The 17,400-nt window shown below is 40.7% G+C and carries 13 protein-coding genes and 1 pseudogene; 8 read left to right on the top strand and 6 right to left on the bottom strand.

Going from position 1 to position 17,400, the window contains the following annotated elements; genetic code table 11:
- Positions 1-87 precede the first annotated feature (87 nt).
- The 3 genes from tkt (at position 88) to I2F62_RS00625 (ending at position 6,168) form a co-directional block, all read left to right on the top strand.
- Complete coding sequence (gene tkt / locus I2F62_RS00635) at positions 88-2,079, top strand: transketolase (RefSeq protein ID WP_324625099.1); 1,992 nt, start codon at positions 88-90, stop codon at positions 2,077-2,079.
- A 500-nt stretch (positions 2,080-2,579) separates the two neighbouring features.
- Complete coding sequence (locus I2F62_RS00630; protein WP_324625098.1) at positions 2,580-5,060, top strand: membrane-bound PQQ-dependent dehydrogenase, glucose/quinate/shikimate family; 2,481 nt, start codon at positions 2,580-2,582, stop codon at positions 5,058-5,060.
- 190 nt (positions 5,061-5,250) lie between these two features.
- A complete protein-coding gene (locus I2F62_RS00625; protein WP_324625097.1) occupies positions 5,251-6,168 on the top strand; it encodes a LysR family transcriptional regulator in 918 nt (305 codons plus the stop codon).
- Positions 6,169-6,215: 47 nt separating this feature from the next.
- Here I2F62_RS00625 and I2F62_RS00620 read toward each other — a convergent pair whose 3' ends face one another.
- Complete coding sequence (locus tag I2F62_RS00620; RefSeq protein WP_324625096.1) at positions 6,216-6,671, bottom strand: DUF441 domain-containing protein; 456 nt, start codon at positions 6,669-6,671, stop codon at positions 6,216-6,218.
- Positions 6,672-6,827: 156 nt separating this feature from the next.
- Between I2F62_RS00620 and I2F62_RS00615 the strand changes: the two genes are divergently transcribed.
- A complete protein-coding gene (locus I2F62_RS00615; protein ID WP_324625095.1) occupies positions 6,828-7,541 on the top strand; it encodes a 16S rRNA pseudouridine(516) synthase in 714 nt (237 codons plus the stop codon).
- Here I2F62_RS00615 and I2F62_RS00610 read toward each other — a convergent pair.
- The 3 genes and pseudogenes from I2F62_RS00610 to I2F62_RS00600 all read right to left on the bottom strand — a co-directional run bounded on the left by I2F62_RS00610 (position 7,533) and on the right by I2F62_RS00600 (position 9,403).
- Positions 7,533-7,976, bottom strand: a complete 444-nt coding sequence (locus tag I2F62_RS00610; RefSeq protein WP_324625094.1) for a GNAT family N-acetyltransferase — start codon at positions 7,974-7,976, stop codon at positions 7,533-7,535. The two genes, I2F62_RS00615 and I2F62_RS00610, sit on opposite strands and share 9 nt — an antisense overlap.
- 224 nt (positions 7,977-8,200) lie before the next feature.
- A pseudogene (locus I2F62_RS13160) lies at positions 8,201-8,395 on the bottom strand (type II toxin-antitoxin system RelB/DinJ family antitoxin); the annotation flags it as partial.
- 57 nt (positions 8,396-8,452) lie between these two features.
- A complete protein-coding gene (locus I2F62_RS00600) occupies positions 8,453-9,403 on the bottom strand; it encodes a pseudouridine synthase (RefSeq protein WP_324625092.1) in 951 nt (316 codons plus the stop codon).
- Positions 9,404-9,508: 105 nt separating this feature from the next.
- Between I2F62_RS00600 and tsaE the strand changes: the two genes are divergently transcribed.
- From tsaE to hfq, 4 genes are all read left to right on the top strand, one after another.
- Positions 9,509-9,979 carry a tRNA (adenosine(37)-N6)-threonylcarbamoyltransferase complex ATPase subunit type 1 TsaE gene (gene tsaE, locus I2F62_RS00595; RefSeq protein ID WP_324625091.1) on the top strand — a complete coding sequence of 157 codons (471 nt, stop codon included), beginning with the start codon at positions 9,509-9,511 and terminating at the stop codon, positions 9,977-9,979.
- Positions 9,979-11,907, top strand: coding sequence for a DNA mismatch repair endonuclease MutL (gene mutL, locus I2F62_RS00590; protein ID WP_324625090.1), 1,929 nt, complete (start codon positions 9,979-9,981; stop codon positions 11,905-11,907). The genes tsaE and mutL overlap by 1 nt, the downstream gene beginning before the upstream one ends.
- Positions 11,908-11,913: 6 nt before the next feature.
- Positions 11,914-12,858: a tRNA (adenosine(37)-N6)-dimethylallyltransferase MiaA gene (gene miaA, locus I2F62_RS00585; protein ID WP_324625089.1), complete on the top strand. Its 945-nt coding sequence runs from the start codon at positions 11,914-11,916 to the stop codon at positions 12,856-12,858.
- 94 nt (positions 12,859-12,952) lie between these two features.
- Entirely contained in the window at positions 12,953-13,468 is a 516-nt protein-coding gene (hfq, locus tag I2F62_RS00580; protein ID WP_324625088.1) for an RNA chaperone Hfq, read from the top strand.
- Between the two features lie 80 nt (positions 13,469-13,548).
- Here the strand turns inward: hfq and I2F62_RS00575 are convergent, their stop codons facing one another.
- The gene (locus tag I2F62_RS00575) at positions 13,549-14,880 is read right to left on the bottom strand and encodes a peptidylprolyl isomerase (protein WP_324625087.1); all 1,332 of its coding nucleotides are present in this window, start codon (positions 14,878-14,880) and stop codon (positions 13,549-13,551) included.
- On the bottom strand, positions 14,880-17,306 hold the full coding sequence (locus I2F62_RS00570; protein ID WP_324625086.1) for an LPS-assembly protein LptD: 2,427 nt from the start codon (positions 17,304-17,306) through the stop codon (positions 14,880-14,882). The genes I2F62_RS00575 and I2F62_RS00570 overlap by 1 nt, the downstream gene beginning before the upstream one ends.
- Between the last annotated feature and the right edge of the window lie 94 nt (positions 17,307-17,400).

The raw sequence follows: 17,400 nt of genomic DNA, 5'->3' as shown, positions 1-17,400 counted from the left end.
AATAAGCTTTACCCATTCGCATTTTTTTAAGACAATATACGCGTTTGAGTTTTTTATTTGTTCACTTTAGAAATTGGATCCTGACCTATGACGACTCCTTTAAACGAACGTCGTGTTGCAAACGCAATTCGTGTACTCGCTATGGATGCTGTACAGCAAGCTAATTCAGGCCATCCAGGCGCGCCAATGGGGATGGCAGATATTGCCGATGTGGTTTGGCGTGAATTTTTAAACCATAATCCAACCAACCCACAATGGGCAAACCGCGACCGCTTTGTTTTATCAAATGGTCATGGTTCAATGTTGCACTATGCACTGCTGCATTTAACAGGGTACGATCTTTCACTTGACGATTTAAAACAATTCCGTCAATTGCATTCTAAAACACCGGGTCACCCAGAATTGGGCTATGCACCGGGTATTGAAACCACAACAGGTCCATTAGGTCAAGGTATTGCCAATGCGGTTGGTTTTGCACTTGCTGAAAAGACTTTAGCAGCGCAATTCAACAAAGACGATCTTCAAGTTGTTGATCACTTCACTTACTGTTTCTTAGGTGATGGTTGTTTAATGGAAGGGATTTCGCACGAAGTCTGTTCATTAGCGGGAACTTTAGGTTTAGGCAAACTGATTGCTTACTATGATGACAACGGCATTTCAATTGATGGTGAAGTTGAAGGCTGGTTCTCTGACGACACAGAACAACGTTTCAAAGCCTATGGCTGGCAAGTTCTTCGTGTTGATGGTCACGATGCTGCTGCACTTCGTCAAGCGACTATTGAAGCAAAAGCGGAAAGCAACAAACCAACCTTAATTATTTGTAAAACGATTATTGGTTTAGGTTCTCCAAATAAACAAGGTAAAGAAGATTGCCACGGTGCGCCACTTGGTAAAGACGAAATTACATTAACGCGTCAAGCATTGGGTTGGACGTCTGAAACTGCTTTTGAAATCCCTGCGGATATTTACACGGCTTGGGATGCAAAAGAAAAAGGTCAAAGCTCTGAAGCAGCGTGGAATGATATCTTTGCACAATATCAAGCGAAATATCCAACAGAAGCTGCTGAATTAGCACGCCGTTTAAATGGTGATTTACCGGCTGACTTCTTAGCGCAAGCGGATGCTTTTATTGCGGCAACCAATGAAAAAGCAGAAACCATTGCTACACGTAAAGCGAGCCAAAATACCTTACAAGCGTTTGGTCCATTACTGCCTGAATTCTTAGGGGGTTCTGCCGACTTAGCGGGTTCTAACTTAACCCTTTGGAAAGGTTGCCAAGGCGTACAAGACAATCCCGCAGGCAACTACGTGTACTACGGCGTGCGTGAATTCGGTATGACCGCTATTGCTAACGGTGTGGCTTTACATGGTGGCTTTATTCCTTACGTTGCAACATTCTTGATGTTTATGGAATATGCACGTAATGCCGTGCGCATGTCTGCGTTAATGAAACAACGTGTGATTCATGTCTATACCCATGACTCAATCGGTTTGGGTGAAGATGGTCCAACGCATCAACCGATTGAACAAATTGCTTCACTTCGTGGTACACCAAACTTAAATACTTGGCGTCCTGCGGATACTGTTGAAACAGCGATTGCGTGGAAATCTGGTTTAGCGCGTAAAGATGGTCCAACCGCATTAATCCTTTCTCGTCAGAACTTAGCATTCCAAGCACGTACTGAAGCACAAATTCAAGACGCTGCGAAAGGTGGTTATGTGCTTGCGGCTGAAAAAGGTGAATTAAAAGCGATTATTATTGCAACCGGTTCAGAAGTTGCATTGGCTATGGACGCATATGTACAGCTTGAAGGTGTGCGTGTGGTCTCTATGCCATGTGCTGAAGAGTTCATGAAGCAAGATGCTGCGTATCGTGAAGCGGTATTACCTGCACATATTCGTGCACGTGTCGCAGTAGAAGCTGCGCATGTGGATTACTGGTGGAAGTTTGTTGGTTTAGATGGCAAAGTGATCGGTATGACCACTTATGGTGAATCTGCACCTGCAAAAGACTTGTTCCAACATTTTGGTATTACCACTGAAGCGGTTGTTGCTGCGGTTAAAGAATTGACTGCATAAATCGTTATTGAATGATTGGGACCTAGGTACACAGGCTGTGCCTAGGTCTTTTTTATAACATTACACACAGAAAAAAATTATTTTCGTTGATGCTTTACAAAAAAGTTTTCTGTTTATCATTGATGATTACCCACATCATCGCGTCAAATTTTAGTCTAAAAATTTTTAATTTATTCTTTTAAATAATGTAAATTAGAAATTCTTACTTTTATAATCAATAATATAGATATATTGGTTTATTCTTACCCTTCAAAAAGTAAATATTTTTAGCTTCAAATTTGTATTTAGGTGCGCCATTTTGGTTCAAATATTTTATCTTGCGGCTTAAACATAAGAGTTGCATTCATTCTTTAGTAGTATAAAATTTGTCGTCTTTTATCTGGCTGGCATTTTAAGCGGACTTCAGTCTTAAAATTGCTATTTTTTTAGCCTTTTATTCTTGATGCGATACTGTTTTGCATCGTCTAAAAGCGGTTTTCTGATTTGAAAAAGGAGGTTTTATGGACTCAGAATCAAATCTAGGTAAAAAATCGAATATTTTTCTATTTATTTATTCATTAATCACCGCTGTGGTTGCCATTGCATTGCTTTATTTAGGTGTGCAATTGGTGATGGTAGGTGGTTCTTGGTATTACCTAATTGCTGGTGTTGTCACCGCATTGTTAAGTTTTTTTGTCGCAAAACGTCATGTAGCCGCCATTTGGTTATTTGCAGCGTTTGCAGTTGCAACCTTCTTCTGGGGATTGTCAGAAGCAGGTTGGGATGGTTGGGCACTTCTGCCACGTTATAACTGGATTATTGTTTTAGGCTTTTTCTTGTGGGCATTACAATCGCCATTACGCAAAGCCTTTGCAAAAAAATCGCAAAATATTATGCCGATCATCTATACAGGATTAACGGGAGGAATCTCTTTAATCATGTTGGTGACCATTTTAATTCCGTTATTTAACAATCCTCATACCGATTTAGCGGCTGAGGGTGCATTGGCACATGCCAATGAAAATTACGGACGTGAAAGCATTAGCAATATTTCAGGCAATTTAGCAGGAAGTAATAATGCAAGTAGTTGGACAGCGTATGGCGGTTCGAACCTTGCACAAAAATTCTCTCCTGCCAAGCAAATTACGCCGGATAATGTCGCGCAATTACAACAAGTGTGGAGTTACGACACCAAAGGCTTGGCTCAGATGAAGGGCATTAAGTCAAAATGGTCGGCTGAAGCTGCACCGCTTGTGGTTGATGGCACCATGTATTCTTGTAACCCAATGGGGCAAGTGTTTGCATTAGATGCGAAAACTGGTCAAGAAAAATGGCGTGTCGATCCGAAGACCAATAAAGAAGCATTTGTAAATAATGGTTCAACCATTTGTCGTGGTGTATCCATTTATAAAGCGCCACAAAAATTACAGCAATGTCAAACACGTATTCTTTGGGGTACGATGGACAGTCGCTTATTGGCAGTCGATGCGCAAACGGGTGAAGCGTGCCGTGACTTTGGTCATAATGGTACGGTGAACCTGAATGAAAACATTGGTAAAACCATTACAGGTTTTGTTGCAGTCACTTCTCCACCTGCAATTATTGACGGTGTGGCGGTGATTGGTCACAAAATTACCGATGGTGAAGACTACCGTGCGCCATCTGGCTTGGTTCGTGCATTTGATGCTGTAACTGGTCAAGTGAAATGGGTTTGGGATCCAGCTCGTCCATTAAACAGCAAGCCATTAACTGGTGCGCAAAACTACCGTCAAGCGACACCAAACGTTTGGACCATTATCTCTGCAGATGATGATTTACACATGGTGTACTTAGGTACAGGTAATGCGTCAGGTGACTTCTACGGTGCACAACGTACCAAAGAAGATGGTATGTACAATACCTCGGTTGTTGCGGTTGATTCACGCACAGGTGCGCAAAAATGGAAATTCCAAACCGTACATCACGATGTTTGGGACTTCGATATTGGTCCACAACCGACCTTAACTGACTGGAAAACCGACAAAGGCAACCGTCCTGCATTGATTCAAGCGACTAAATCGGGTGAGATTTTTGTACTCGATCGTGAAACAGGCAAGGCGTTAATGCCGATCAAAGAAATTCCAGTACCAACTGATGCAGTAGATAAGAAAGAAAAACTTTCTCCTACACAACCAATCTCTGCGGGTATGCCGAACACCGTTGGCGCTCCGGGTAAAGATTATGAAAAATTGACTGAAGCATCAACATGGGGGATTTCTCCATTTGACCAAGCGATGTGTCGTATTCAGTTCCATAAAATGCGTTACGATGGTTTATATACACCGCCTACACTGAAAACCAAAGACCATTTAGGTTCAATTGGTTATCCGGGTAACCACGGTGGTATGAACTGGGGTGGGATGTCGATCAACCCTGCGCTTGGTATTATGGTGATTAACACGGAACGTCTGCCGTATCAGATTTATCTCATCAACCGTGATGAAATTAAAAATGAGAAGTCGGTGTACCAAAACCCAGGTCATAAAGCGAGTGTGATGCCGCAAATTGGCTTGCCATATGGTGCGAAGAAACAACCGTGGATGTCGCCATTAAACATGCCATGTATTGCTCCACCATGGGGTTACTTGGCTGCTGTAGATATGCGCACCAAAGAAGTGTTGTGGAAACGTCCACTTGGTACAGGTTATGACCAAGGTCCAATGGGTATTCCATCTCGTGTGAAACTTGATATGGGTACACCAAGTGACAGTGGTTCAATGACCACTGCTGGCGGTTTAACCTTTATTGGTGCGGCAATGGATAACTTTATGCGCGCCTTTGATGTGAAGACCGGTAAGATGGTGTGGGAACAACGTCTAGACGCAGGCGCAGGCGCAATGCCGATCAGCTATGAAATTGATGGTAGACAGTATATTGCAGCCTATGTCGGTGGTAATGGTGCAATGGGTACTAAACTTGGCGACAAGATTGTGGTATGGGCATTGCCTGAACAGAAAAAATAAGTGATTTAGATGTTAAGAAATGAGGAGCTTGGGCTCCTCATTTTTTTTTGCTAGATGCAATGCTAACCAATAAAGATTGGGTTTCTAATCATCAGTGACAGATAAAATCTTAATGATTCAAAAATAATAGCTGAGAAAATATAAACAAGATTGTGTTAAAATTAATTAAATTCAATTTGAGTTTAGGCAAATGCTGGAAATTCGCCATCTTAAAACCATGATTGCGCTGCGTGAACACGGCTCACTCGTTGCTGCTGCACAAGATTTGTGTTTAACGCCTTCAGCAATCTCACATCAATTAAAAGAGTTAGATTCTTGGTTTGGTGTTGAAGTAGTGAATCGCAGAACGCGACCTTTGCAATTTTCCAATGTTGGGCAGCGCTTATTAAAGCTTGCCGATGATATTTTGCCACAAATTCAAATCGCTCAAAGTGACATCACCCGTATTATTCATGGGCAAACAGGGCGGATTATTTTTTCATCTGAATGTCATAGTTGCTTTGATTGGTTGATGCCATTATTAAACCAATATCGTCAGCAATATCCCGATGTCGATTTAGACTTTGCTGCGGCTTTTGAAGCCAATCCACATGAATTATTGCAAAATAACGAATTCGATTTATTGATTACTGCCGACCCAATTGCCTTAAAAGGGATAGAATATTTTCCCATTTTTGAATATGAATCACGGTTAGTTTTATCCAATACGCATCATTTGGTGCGTGCCAGTCAAATTAGCGTTCAAGAATTGGCTGAAGAAACGCTCATTACCTATCCTGTAGATAAACACCGCTTAGATATTATGGCGCACGTGTTTATTCCGGCTAATATTCTGCCAAAATCGATCCGAACCACCGATTTAACCCAAATGTTGATTCAATTGGTGGCCAGTGGACGGGGAATTGCCGCATTACCCGATTGGGTGGTGAACGAATATGAACAAAAAGGCTGGGTGACCAGTCGCCGTTTGGACTGTGCTGGGTCAAACGGGTTGCGCCGAACCTTGTATGCAGGCTTTAGAACAGAAGATAAAGAAAAAAATTATTTTGAGGGATTTTTAAAGCAATTGGAAAGATTTTCCAAACAACGGACGGTATATTATTCCTAACAACTTAAAAGGCTGCCTAACTCATGCAGCCTTTTTATTTATGCAGTTTAAGATGTTCCAATAAAGATGGATAAAATTCCTGCCGCAATTAGCGGCCCAACAGGAACACCGCGCAAAAAAGCCACGCCGGCCACAGTGCCAATCAGCAAGCCTGCAACCACATCGGGTTGATTACTCATCAGCTTGACACCACGACCACCCAACCATGCCACTGTAAGCCCAATCGCGATAGCAACAATCGACTTAAAACTAACAAAAGATTTTAAAATACTGTCGCCACTTAAGCTGCCGCTTGCAATGGGTGTCAGCACGCCAATGGTTAAAATAAGCACCCCAAACTGTAAGCCATGTTGTTGTAAATACGGTAAAAATTGATTGAGTGGTGTAATTTTAAAAACAATTAATATGCCTGCTGCAATACTCACTGCGGCATTTTGACTTAAGATACCACAAGCCAGTAAAACCAAAAGAACGATTAAATTTACATCAAGCTGGGCAAGCATAGGTAGCGATCAACCATATTTCGGGAGCACGATTGTAGCTGATTTTATCTAGAAATGGTGTAATGCACATCACTCATCAAACAATTGCTACCAAGATTTCGCGCGGCGTGTAAATTTCAGTTAAAATTAGCCGATATTGATAAAAGTGAGATTCACATGCTGCTTGAAAAAATGTTGCAGTCACAAGGTTTTGGTTCAAGAAAAGAATGCCAACGTTTGATTAAAGAAGGGCATGTACGCATTAACGATGCAATTTGTGATCAACCGAAACAAAAAATTCAGACTGAGCATTTAGCATTTCAAGTCTTTGGCGAGCATTACCAATTTCGCGAAAAAATATACATTGCCCTAAATAAACCACAAGGTTTTGAATGTTCACATCAGCCGCAATATCATCAAAGCGTTTTTGCACTTTTCCCTGAAATGCTGATTCAGCGCAATTTACAATGTGTTGGTCGGCTAGATCAGGATACAACCGGTTTATTACTTTTAACGGATGATGGTCAGTTTTTACAAGCCTTAACCCATCCGCGTAAACATGTGGCCAAAGTGTATCGAGTCACCACTGCCGACCCAATTACACCTGCACAACTGGAATCGCTTACATCTGGGGTTGAATTGCGTAATGAAGAAGGGATTTATCGGGCCACAAATGTTCAACAATTGGCAGAATATCAGTTAGAAATGACGATTCATCAAGGGTTGTATCATCAAGTCAAACGCATGATTGCAGCAGTTGGCAATAAAGTGGTGCAATTGCACCGCCAACAAATTGGACAATTGACCTTGCCAAGCGATTTAGCAGAATCGGACTGGTATTATTTGTCCGAACAAGATATTCAACTCGCCAAAACGCAAGATCTACTTTAAGAAACAGTGAAAAGTTTCGAACTCATCATCGGCAACAAAGCCCATTTTTTCATATAAGCGCTGCGAAATATGATTGGTTTTTTGGGTTTCTAAGCTAATTCGTAGCGCATTTTCATAGCCTGCAAACAATATTGCAGTGTCTATGAGTTGCTGCGCCGAACCTTGTCTGCGGAAAATTGGCGTGACATAAACATCGTCTAAAATAAAGTAAGTTGAACAGGTTACAGATGAAAACCCGCGATACAGTAAGATAAAACCAGTAAAAACATCATCTTTAATATGAATAAAAATGATACTTTCTTGATTTTCGTAGCGCTGAGTTAAAAAACTTAAAGATAAGTCTAAATTTGAAGATGCACCATAGAATTGGCGGTATTCATCAAATAATATGGCAAGTTGTGGCAGGTCTTCAAAAGTGGCTTTTCGAACAATCATTATGTTGACCTATTTTTATTGTGCTGAGTAGGTCTTTCAGCCTAGCAAAAAATAACGCCAACAATGCAAGAATTGTATATAAAAATGTAAATTTAAGGCTGATCGCTTTCACCAAGTAAGGCATTTAATTCATCGAATAAGTCATCGTGTTCACGGTCAAACTCATTGGAAGACAACAGCCCATCATTCGACTTTAATGTGTTTTGGGTAGGCTTAATTTTGTTGCGAAGTCTGAGCAATTGCTCCATGTCGATATTCTGATTTTCAATGGCAAACGGAATTGATTTCGTTAGCACCACTTGTTTGAAAAATAAACGTACTGCTTGAGCAGGCGTAATCCCCAGTTGTTTAAAGACCGCAAATGCTTGTTTTTTTTCTTGGGAGTCTAATCGTATTTGATAAACTTCAGATTTTCTCATTGTCGGATTAACCAAAATAAAGCCACAAGTTTTATTGTAGCGAAAGGAAATGTAATTTCAATGGGTTTGATTGTTTTTTATCAATTCATTGTCATTACATTGTATTGGCAATAGTAGATTTTTTGTTGAAAAAAACGCCATTTTTTGTTTTGTGATTGGGTCAACGAAATAAATCTCTTTTGCCAGTAATTGTAGCGGTTGGCTAAAGTCGTCTTCATCTTTGTGTTTAACAATGGGATAAAACGGATCATTTAAAATTGGAATGCCAAGTGCATTTAAATGAACTCGCAGTTGATGTTGTTTTCCTGTTTTGGGTTTGAGTAAATATTTTCCCCAATGTGCATTGTGTTCTAAGAGCTCAATTTTGGTTTCACTATTCGGCTCGCCTGCAACAATTTGCATGGTATAAAAAGGCTGACCTTTTTGCATTTTAAAGGCAGTCTGACAAGGAAATTGAAGCGTTGTGTTGAATGCTGCAATGGCATGATAGCTTTTGTGTACTAAATGCGCTGCAAATAAATTTTGATACACACTGCGTGTTTCTGGTTGTTTTGAAAATAAGACCACGCCCGCTGTTTCTCGGTCTAAACGGTGAATCGGGGTGAGCTGTGGATTATTGGTTTGTTGTTTGAGTCGTACCAACAATGTTTCTTGGACGTATTGTCCTGTTGGCGACATAGTTAGAAAATGCGGTTTATCTACAACCATTAAATGATCATTTTCAAACAAAATTTCATGTTCAAAAGGTACAAGCACTTCTTTGGCTAAATGCCGATAATAATAAATGTGCTGTTGTGTTTGATATTTTTGTGTAATGGATAAAACTTCACCCGCAGCATTTAAGATCAATCCATCTTGAAAGCGTTGTTGCCATTCGGTTGTGCTAATATGTGGGAATTTTTCACATAAAAAATCATAAATGAAGGTTGCTTTTAATTGTTTGGGTAAATGCACTTTACTGGCAGTCACGCCATCGCGCATGGGAATGAGAGGATGTGATTCAGGCATAAGATCGGGGTTACTTGAAAATAAACAAACAAAAACACAGGTGGTAGGTTTTCAATAGGGGCAATGCTATCATATTCATTGTATTTTCTTTTAACTTTTGGCGCTATGAGCAACTCTCTCACCATTCACCTTCATTCCGAAACAGATACTCAGCAATTGGCGCAAACCGTAGCACGTCATGTTCAGCATGGTGTGATTTATCTTATTGGTGATTTAGGTGCAGGGAAAACCACATTTACCCGTTATTTATTGCACACTTTAGGGCACAAAGGCGCGGTTAAAAGTCCAACCTACACCTTGGTTGAACCATACACGATTGTTGAAAAAAACGTTTATCACTTCGATTTATACCGACTCAACGACCCGTATGAGCTTGAGTTAATGGGAATTCGTGATTATTTAGAAACCGGAAATGCGTTATTTTTGTTTGAATGGCCAAGTCAAGGTGGAAATGAAATTCCAAAACCAGACTTAACCATCGAAATTTTAAAAACTGAAGATGAAATGCAGCGCGAAGTCATTCTTTCGACTTCGCAAGCACAGTTATTGGCACAACTTGAGGGCGATTTAAACTAATGTCGAACGCTTCACGTATTCATCATTTAACGGCTGCGGTTGCGAACCAAATTGCAGCAGGCGAAGTGATTGAACGTCCTGCATCTGTGGTCAAAGAATTGCTTGAAAATGCAATTGATGCGGGTGCAACCGAATTAATTGTACGCATTGCCCAAGGCGGCAGTACCTTAATTGAAATTGCAGATAATGGCGCAGGCATTCATCCTGACGATTTGCCCTTGGCGGTGATGCGTCATGCAACCAGTAAAATTCAAACCGCAGAAGATTTACAGGCGATTGTCAGCTTAGGATTTCGTGGAGAAGCTTTAGCATCCATTGCCGCTGTGTCGCGTTTAAGTTTGGTCAGCAGCCAAGATGACTCTGGCATTGGTTATCAAATTGAAGTGAATGGCACCGCGTTTGATCATCAAGAAATTTTGGCTGTTGCTAAAAACAAAGGCACACACATTCGCGTGCAGGATTTATTTTTTAATGTGCCTGCACGGCGTAAATTCTTAAAAAAACCGAATACAGAATTTGGTCATATTGAAGAAATTGTGCGACGTTTGGCACTCACGCATTTTGAAATTCGCTTTGTTTTAGAACACAATGATCAGATTCGACTCAATTTACCCATTGCAGAAAGCGGTGAACTGCGTTTTCAACGTGTACAACAACTGCTTGGCAAGCCCTTTACCCAAAATGCCTATTGGATAGATGCCGAAAGCGTCAATATGCGTTTAACGGGGTGGCTTGGACATCCATCCGATGCAAGATCACAAGCGGATTTGCAATATATTTATGTGAATGGTCGTATTGTTAAAGACAAAACCATGACCCACGCGCTGCGTATGGCATACGATGGCATTTTGCATGGGCATCAGTATTCTGCTTATTTGTTGTTTTTAGAAGTCGAACCTGAAAATATTGATGTGAATGTGCATCCAACCAAGCACGAAATTCGGTTTTTGAATCAGCGTGAAGTGCATGAATTTGTGAGACATTACGCAAAAGCGACATTAAGCCAGTTTCAGACTGCAACGGCAGATTTAAACGAGGCGATGCGTAAAGATCAACAAATTTTACAACCCACAGTGCAAGAAAATTTATCTTTACATCAATATCGTGAATATCAAACCTCCGATTCAAATGCAATGCTGCAAGCGGTGCAGTCGACTGAATCAACCGAATTGCTGACCGATTTTAGCGCGGCACAAGTTAAGTCTGTGGATTACCGCACATCCAGTTCGGGTGTTCCTCAGCCGCAGAATATGCAGCAGTTAAACAATGCTCTAAAAGAATATTTAGCACCGTTAAAAGCCGATCGTGTCGATGCTGAAACATCTGCCGTGCATCAAAATGAATATCCACTCGGGATTGCAATTGCGCAATTACATGGAATTTATATTTTGGCTCAAAACACCGAAGGGTTAATCATTGTCGATATGCATGCAGCGCATGAGCGTATATTATTGCAACAAATGAAAACCGCATGGGATAAACCAGCATTTTGGCAATCCCAACAATTGTTAATTCCTAAAGTGGTTTCAATTAGTCGTATGCAAGCCAATCGTGTGGAAGATTTAAAACCACAATTGGCACGTTTAGGTTTAGAAATAGACCAATATGGCGATGAACAAGTGATTTTGCGCGCAGTGCCAGCAATTTTACAAAAAGCAGATTTTTCCAAATTGGTGCCTGCTTTATTGAATGACTTAGACCCAAACGATGAAGCGCATGCGTTATTGCAAAAACGTGATCAACTTTTGGCAGGTATGGCCTGTCATGGCGCGGTGCGTGCACATCGTCAACTCAGCTTGTCTGAAATGAATGCTTTATTACGCCAAATGGAACAAACCGAGTTTGCAAGCCAATGTAATCACGGTCGTCCAACATGGCGTGCATTTCCATTAAACCAACTTGATAAATTATTTGCTCGAGGAGAATAGCGTTACATGCCAAATTCATTGCCTGTCATCAACTTAATGGGGCCGACTGCAAGCGGGAAAACTGCTTTGGCGTGTGAACTATATGAGCAAGGAAATTTCGAGCTTATTTCGGTGGATTCTGCTTTAGTCTTTAAAGATATGGATATTGGAACAGCCAAACCCAGTAAAGAAGAGCAGCAAAAATATCCGCATCATTTAATTGATATTATTACCCCCGAAGAAGTGTATTCTGCCGCCGAGTTCGTTGAAGATGCTTGTGTACTCATTGATGAGATTCACCAAAAAGGCAAAATTCCCATTTTAGTGGGTGGCACCATGTTATATTTTAAAGCGCTATTAGAAGGCCTTTCGGGGCATTTACCTAGTGCAGATGCTGCGGTGCGCGCAGAAATTTTAGCGCAAGCCGAACAGTCTGGATGGGAAAGTATTCATGCTGAATTGCAGCGGGTAGATCCGATTGCGGGTGAAAAATTTAAGGTGAGTGATAAGCAGCGTATTATTCGTGCGTTAGAGGTTTTTCGTCTAACTGGCAAGCCAATTACCACATTACAAGCAGAGCAACCGAAGCAATTGGAATATCGATATCGCTTTCATAATTATGCTTTGATGCCTGATCGATTAGAGTTGCATCAAAGAATTGAAAAAAGACTGCAACAAATGTGGGAAATTGGTTTTTTAAATGAAGTTGAATTCTTAATGAATAAATACGATTTAAATGAAGATTTGCCTTCAATGCGAGCAGTTGGTTATCGGCAAGCCTATAACTTTTTAAATAAATGTGATATATTTCACAATAATAAGAAAAATATGGAGGATACCGCCTTATTTGCTACAAGACAATTGGCGAAGCGTCAATATACATGGCTGCGGTCATTACGCGAAAGCCATCAATTTACAACATTTGAAACAATAAGCAAAGCACAAGAATACTTGCGAAACTGTTACAGATAAAGCAGAATTTGCACACTGCCTTTTTTATAAATTTTTTAAAAAATTGAAGGCAGATTTTGCGCTGATTAATTTTTTTTATTTTTGGAGTAAACACATGTCTAAAGGTCAAACTTTACAAGATCCTTTCTTAAATTCTCTACGTAAAGAACGCATTCCTGTATCAATCTTCCTTGTGAATGGAATCAAATTACAAGGTCATATTGAGTCTTTTGACCAATATGTGGTGTTGTTGAAAAACACAGTAAGCCAAATGGTTTATAAGCACGCTATTTCGACCGTTGTTCCTGCACGTAACCCACGTCCTGCTGGCGCGCCTGCTGGTGCACCTCAAGCGGGTGGCTTTGCTGGTGGTCAAGGCGGTGGCTTTGGTGGTCAAGGTGGCTTTGGTGGTCAAGGCGGTGGCTTTGGTGGTCAAGGTGGCTTTGGTGGTCAAGGTGGCTTCGGTGGTCAAGGTGGCTTCGGTGGTCAAGGCGGCTTTGGTGGTCAAGGCGGCTTTGGTGGTCAAGGTGGCTTCGGTGGTCAAGGTGGCTTCGGCGGTCAAACATCTGGCTTTGAAAACGATTCTAAATTTGAAGATTCACAAGATGACGATTCAAACAACAATCGTTAATTGATGATGAAATAAAAAAGCCAGCAGATGCTGGCTTTTTTATGCTTAAAAATAAAGACCTCAAATGAGGTCTTTATTTATTATTGAGCTGGGGCTTCTTGATTTTTAGACTTATTTAAGCTTGGGTCTTTAATATCAACATAGGTGTTGGCGCGTAATTCACGTAACCAGCCATCCACTTCGGTATTAAATTGTTGCTCGCCTAGGAACTGGCGCGCTAAACGTTCTTGATATTCTTTGGTCATGTCTTGCTGGCGAGTATCTTGCACTTGCAGAACATGCCAACCAAATTGAGTTTTGAATGGCGCACTAATCTGACCAACAGGAGTTGACTTCATGGTTTGTTCAAATTCAGGAACCATGCTGCCTAAGCCGACCCAGCCTAAATCGCCACCATTTGCAGCCGAACCTGGGTCATTTGAAAAGGTGGTTGCAAGCGTTGCAAAGTCTTGACCTGCTTTTAAGCGGTTATAAATGCTATCAATACGTTGTTTTGCTTGCTCATCGTTCATCACTTCATTGGTTTGAATTAGAATATGACGAACGTGATATTGGGTGACAATCATTTTTTGGTCACTTGCCTTGCGGTCAAGTAATTTTAAAATGTGAATGCCATCTTGTGCAGGAATGGTTTCAGAGGTTTGACCTGGCTGTAATGCGGTGACGCGTGCTGCAAGTTCAGCCGGAATATCTGCTAGGCTTTTGTAGCCCATGTCTGCACCAACCACTTTAATATCAGCGGTTGAATATTTTTTGCTAATTGCTTGTAAGTCGTCAGATTGGTTTAAGTCTTGTTTGACCAACTGGGCGGTACTTAAAATCTCGGAAGTATCTTTACCTGTTGATGATACGCGAACATGTAAAATATGTGCTTGGCTACCAATCGCTGCTTGACCTTGTGGTGTTTTTAAGAAGTTATTAACATCTTGGTCGGTAATTTTAATGCGCGACATAATTTGCTGTTGGCGTAAACGAGCAATTGCAATCTCTTGACCAATACGTGTGCGGACAGCTTCATAAGTACCAGGCGCTTGAGCATCTAATTGTTTTTGAAAACTTTCTAAACTTGGGAAGCCATTTTGTTTTGCGTATTTTGTCACTTCTTCATTTAGTGTAGCTTCATCCGGCTTTACCCCATAACGTTTCACAAGTTCTAGCTGAGCTTGGCGCGTAATCATTTGTTCTAAGGCTTGTTGTTGCAGAATTTGTGTTGGTGGTAAGGTTTGTTTTTGCGCCTGCAACTGATGAGCAAGTTCACTGGTCATTTGATCAAGGTCGCTACGTAAAATAGCGCTATCCCCAACAACAGCTACAACCTCATCACTTGGTGCAGCAAAAACAGGCATAGAACTTGAAATTAAAAGTGCAAGCGTGGTTGCTTTCAAATATTTTTTAAGTTGTAGGTTCTTCATTAAGGTTGAGTCCAAGATTGATTAGATTTGTTAAAACCGATAATGCGCTGCTCAAGCAACGATGAAAGTCGATTGCTGAAAGAGCCAAGTCCTTTTAAAGTAAATTCAGCCATAATAGCGTTTTTACGTTTTACTCCAACTGCAGTGACATCGTCTAAGTCATTGAAATACGAACGACCGTAAACAGAAACAGTCCAGCAACATGATTCATAATTTACGCCCAACAGATATTCGCGCATTAAACTATGGTCCATGTCATATTGAACGTGAGCCATAATACGCCAATTGTCGCTTACAGGTTGTATGAATGATGCAACAACTTGATCATAACTGAGCTGCCCACTGCTGTTGTCTCGTCGTTTGTAATAACCCAGATTATAGATTTGACCGTTGTCTGAGGTATAAAAAGTCTGGAAATTGGCTTGAGATGTAGATCCATTATTCCAAGCCAAATTCGAAGCAATCGTGAAATTATTGCTGAGTTGACTTGAAACAGAGAAGACAGGACCAGAGGTCTTTTCAGTGGCTACTTTTTCATTTTTGGCATCTAAAACGACTTTTCGATCTGAAAAATAGAAGCTTTGACCGACTGCAGCCTTTAAGCGTTCGAGTCCTTTTTGATCAAAAAGACTATAGCTGAGACCTAAAGAGGTGAAATTATTGTCATCTAGACGGTCATGTCCGTAAAAACGATATGGACTAAAGAGTTGGTCGTAACTTACAGAAGCCGTGGTTGTATCGTAATTGGGTAAGTCGCTTTGGCTCTTATATGGAGAGTAGGCATAAAATACGCGTGGCGTAAGTGTTTGCAGGTATTTACCTTGTTTCTCAAAATTTAAACCTGTATCGAGTGTGAACTGCGGGACAACAACTGATGGATTGGATTGATTTCCACCATTATCCGCATCTTTGTCGTAAATATAATTCAGGGAGCGCACAGAGACTTCAGGAATAGCAAAAGCCCATGGTGTTCTGAAGTTATAACGGGTCGCGAAAGAGTTGTAAACGCGGGTACCATTTTGAATAACCGAGCTGTCGCTAGTATCCTTTTTAAAATAAGCCGTATCGTTGTGGTATTCAAACTGCCAACCTTGAGGATTGGTTGTGGTGTAATTTAGTAAGAATTGTGGTAACCGTGCATAAGGTTTATCTGAATCTGCCAGAGTTTTGTCAAGCGTTTGGTAACTTTCAATTTTTAAACTTGCATTTAAACCAGGAATGGCATTTGCAAAGTTTAATTGTGCTAAACGTCGTTGGTTTAAGTCGGTTGATATATTTGGATCATTTTTAATGTCGGTAATATAGTCAATATCTGACAAATAATTGTATTCAAAATTACTTGAAAAATAAGGGTTTATAGTCCAATTGTGAACTACTTTTAATGATTTACGATCTTGGTTGTTATAGTCTTTGTCGTTTGGAAGGTATCCCCCTGCAATTTTTCCTTCACCAAAATGTTCAGTTTTATATCTAAACTCACCATCTAACATGCCACCACGACTCCCTAAATAGCGTGGAATTACAGTCATGTCATAGTTGGGTGCTAAATTCAGATAAATCGGTAAGGATGTCTCAAATCCACTATTGCTACTCCAACCAAAGCTTGGTGTGAGTAGCCCCGTTGTTCTGCGGTCATCAATTGGGAAGTTATAGTAGGGTAATGCAAAAACAGGGACATTTTTAATATATAAACGCGTGTTTTTAGTGACACCCCGTCCAGTATCTTGATTTAAAGTCAGCTCTTTTGCGGTGATCTTCCATCCTGGTGATTTACCCGGCTCACACGTGGTATATGTTGCATTTTTGAGTATGGTTTTTTCAGGTGATGTACGCATAATACTCGATGCGTGACCGTGACCATGTGTGGTTTCAGTAATGTAATAACTATCGGTTAAATCACCACTTTGCTGTTTTAAATTATAATTGACTTCTTTACTTTGAGAAACCAAACCATTTTGTGCAACTTGTACATTCCCCGTTGCATGTGCATAAGTTTGGGTTTGGTCTAAAGTCACCTGATCGGCTTTAATCTGACGACCTTCTTGATTAATAACCACGTTCCCATTTAATTCAGAAGTTCCATTGGGATTGTAAAGTGCGTAATCGGCGTCTGCATAGGTTGTGGTGGTATTTGGGCTTGGAGTTTTGGTGTTGGGCTCAATTGGCGTAACCCAGACGCCCTGACAATAGGGCGTATATTTTTTATCAGCGACACGTTGCTGTGCTTCAGGGCTATTTTTATCGACATAGAATTGTTCAAAGAACGCTTGACCATCGTAATTTTGCGCAAGATTCTGCTTTAATTGGTTGTTATCAATCGTTGATACAACCTCAGAAGATGCTGCATAACTTGATTGTAACGAGCCACCACACAAAAGTGTCAGAATTGCAGTTGCTAGCGGATTAAATTTAAACTGTTGCTTCATGTGTCTCATTAACCAAGTATGCTTTTTGCAATTAATTATTGTTGCATCATAGAGAAAAAGTCTATAAGTAGCTACACTTGAGACTTCAAAAACT

Source organism: Acinetobacter sp. MD2(2019), assembly GCF_035615615.1.
GTDB lineage: Bacteria > Pseudomonadota > Gammaproteobacteria > Pseudomonadales > Moraxellaceae > Acinetobacter.
Note: the sequence above shows the minus strand (reverse complement) of the source record. Positions and strands in the feature narration are given on the sequence as shown.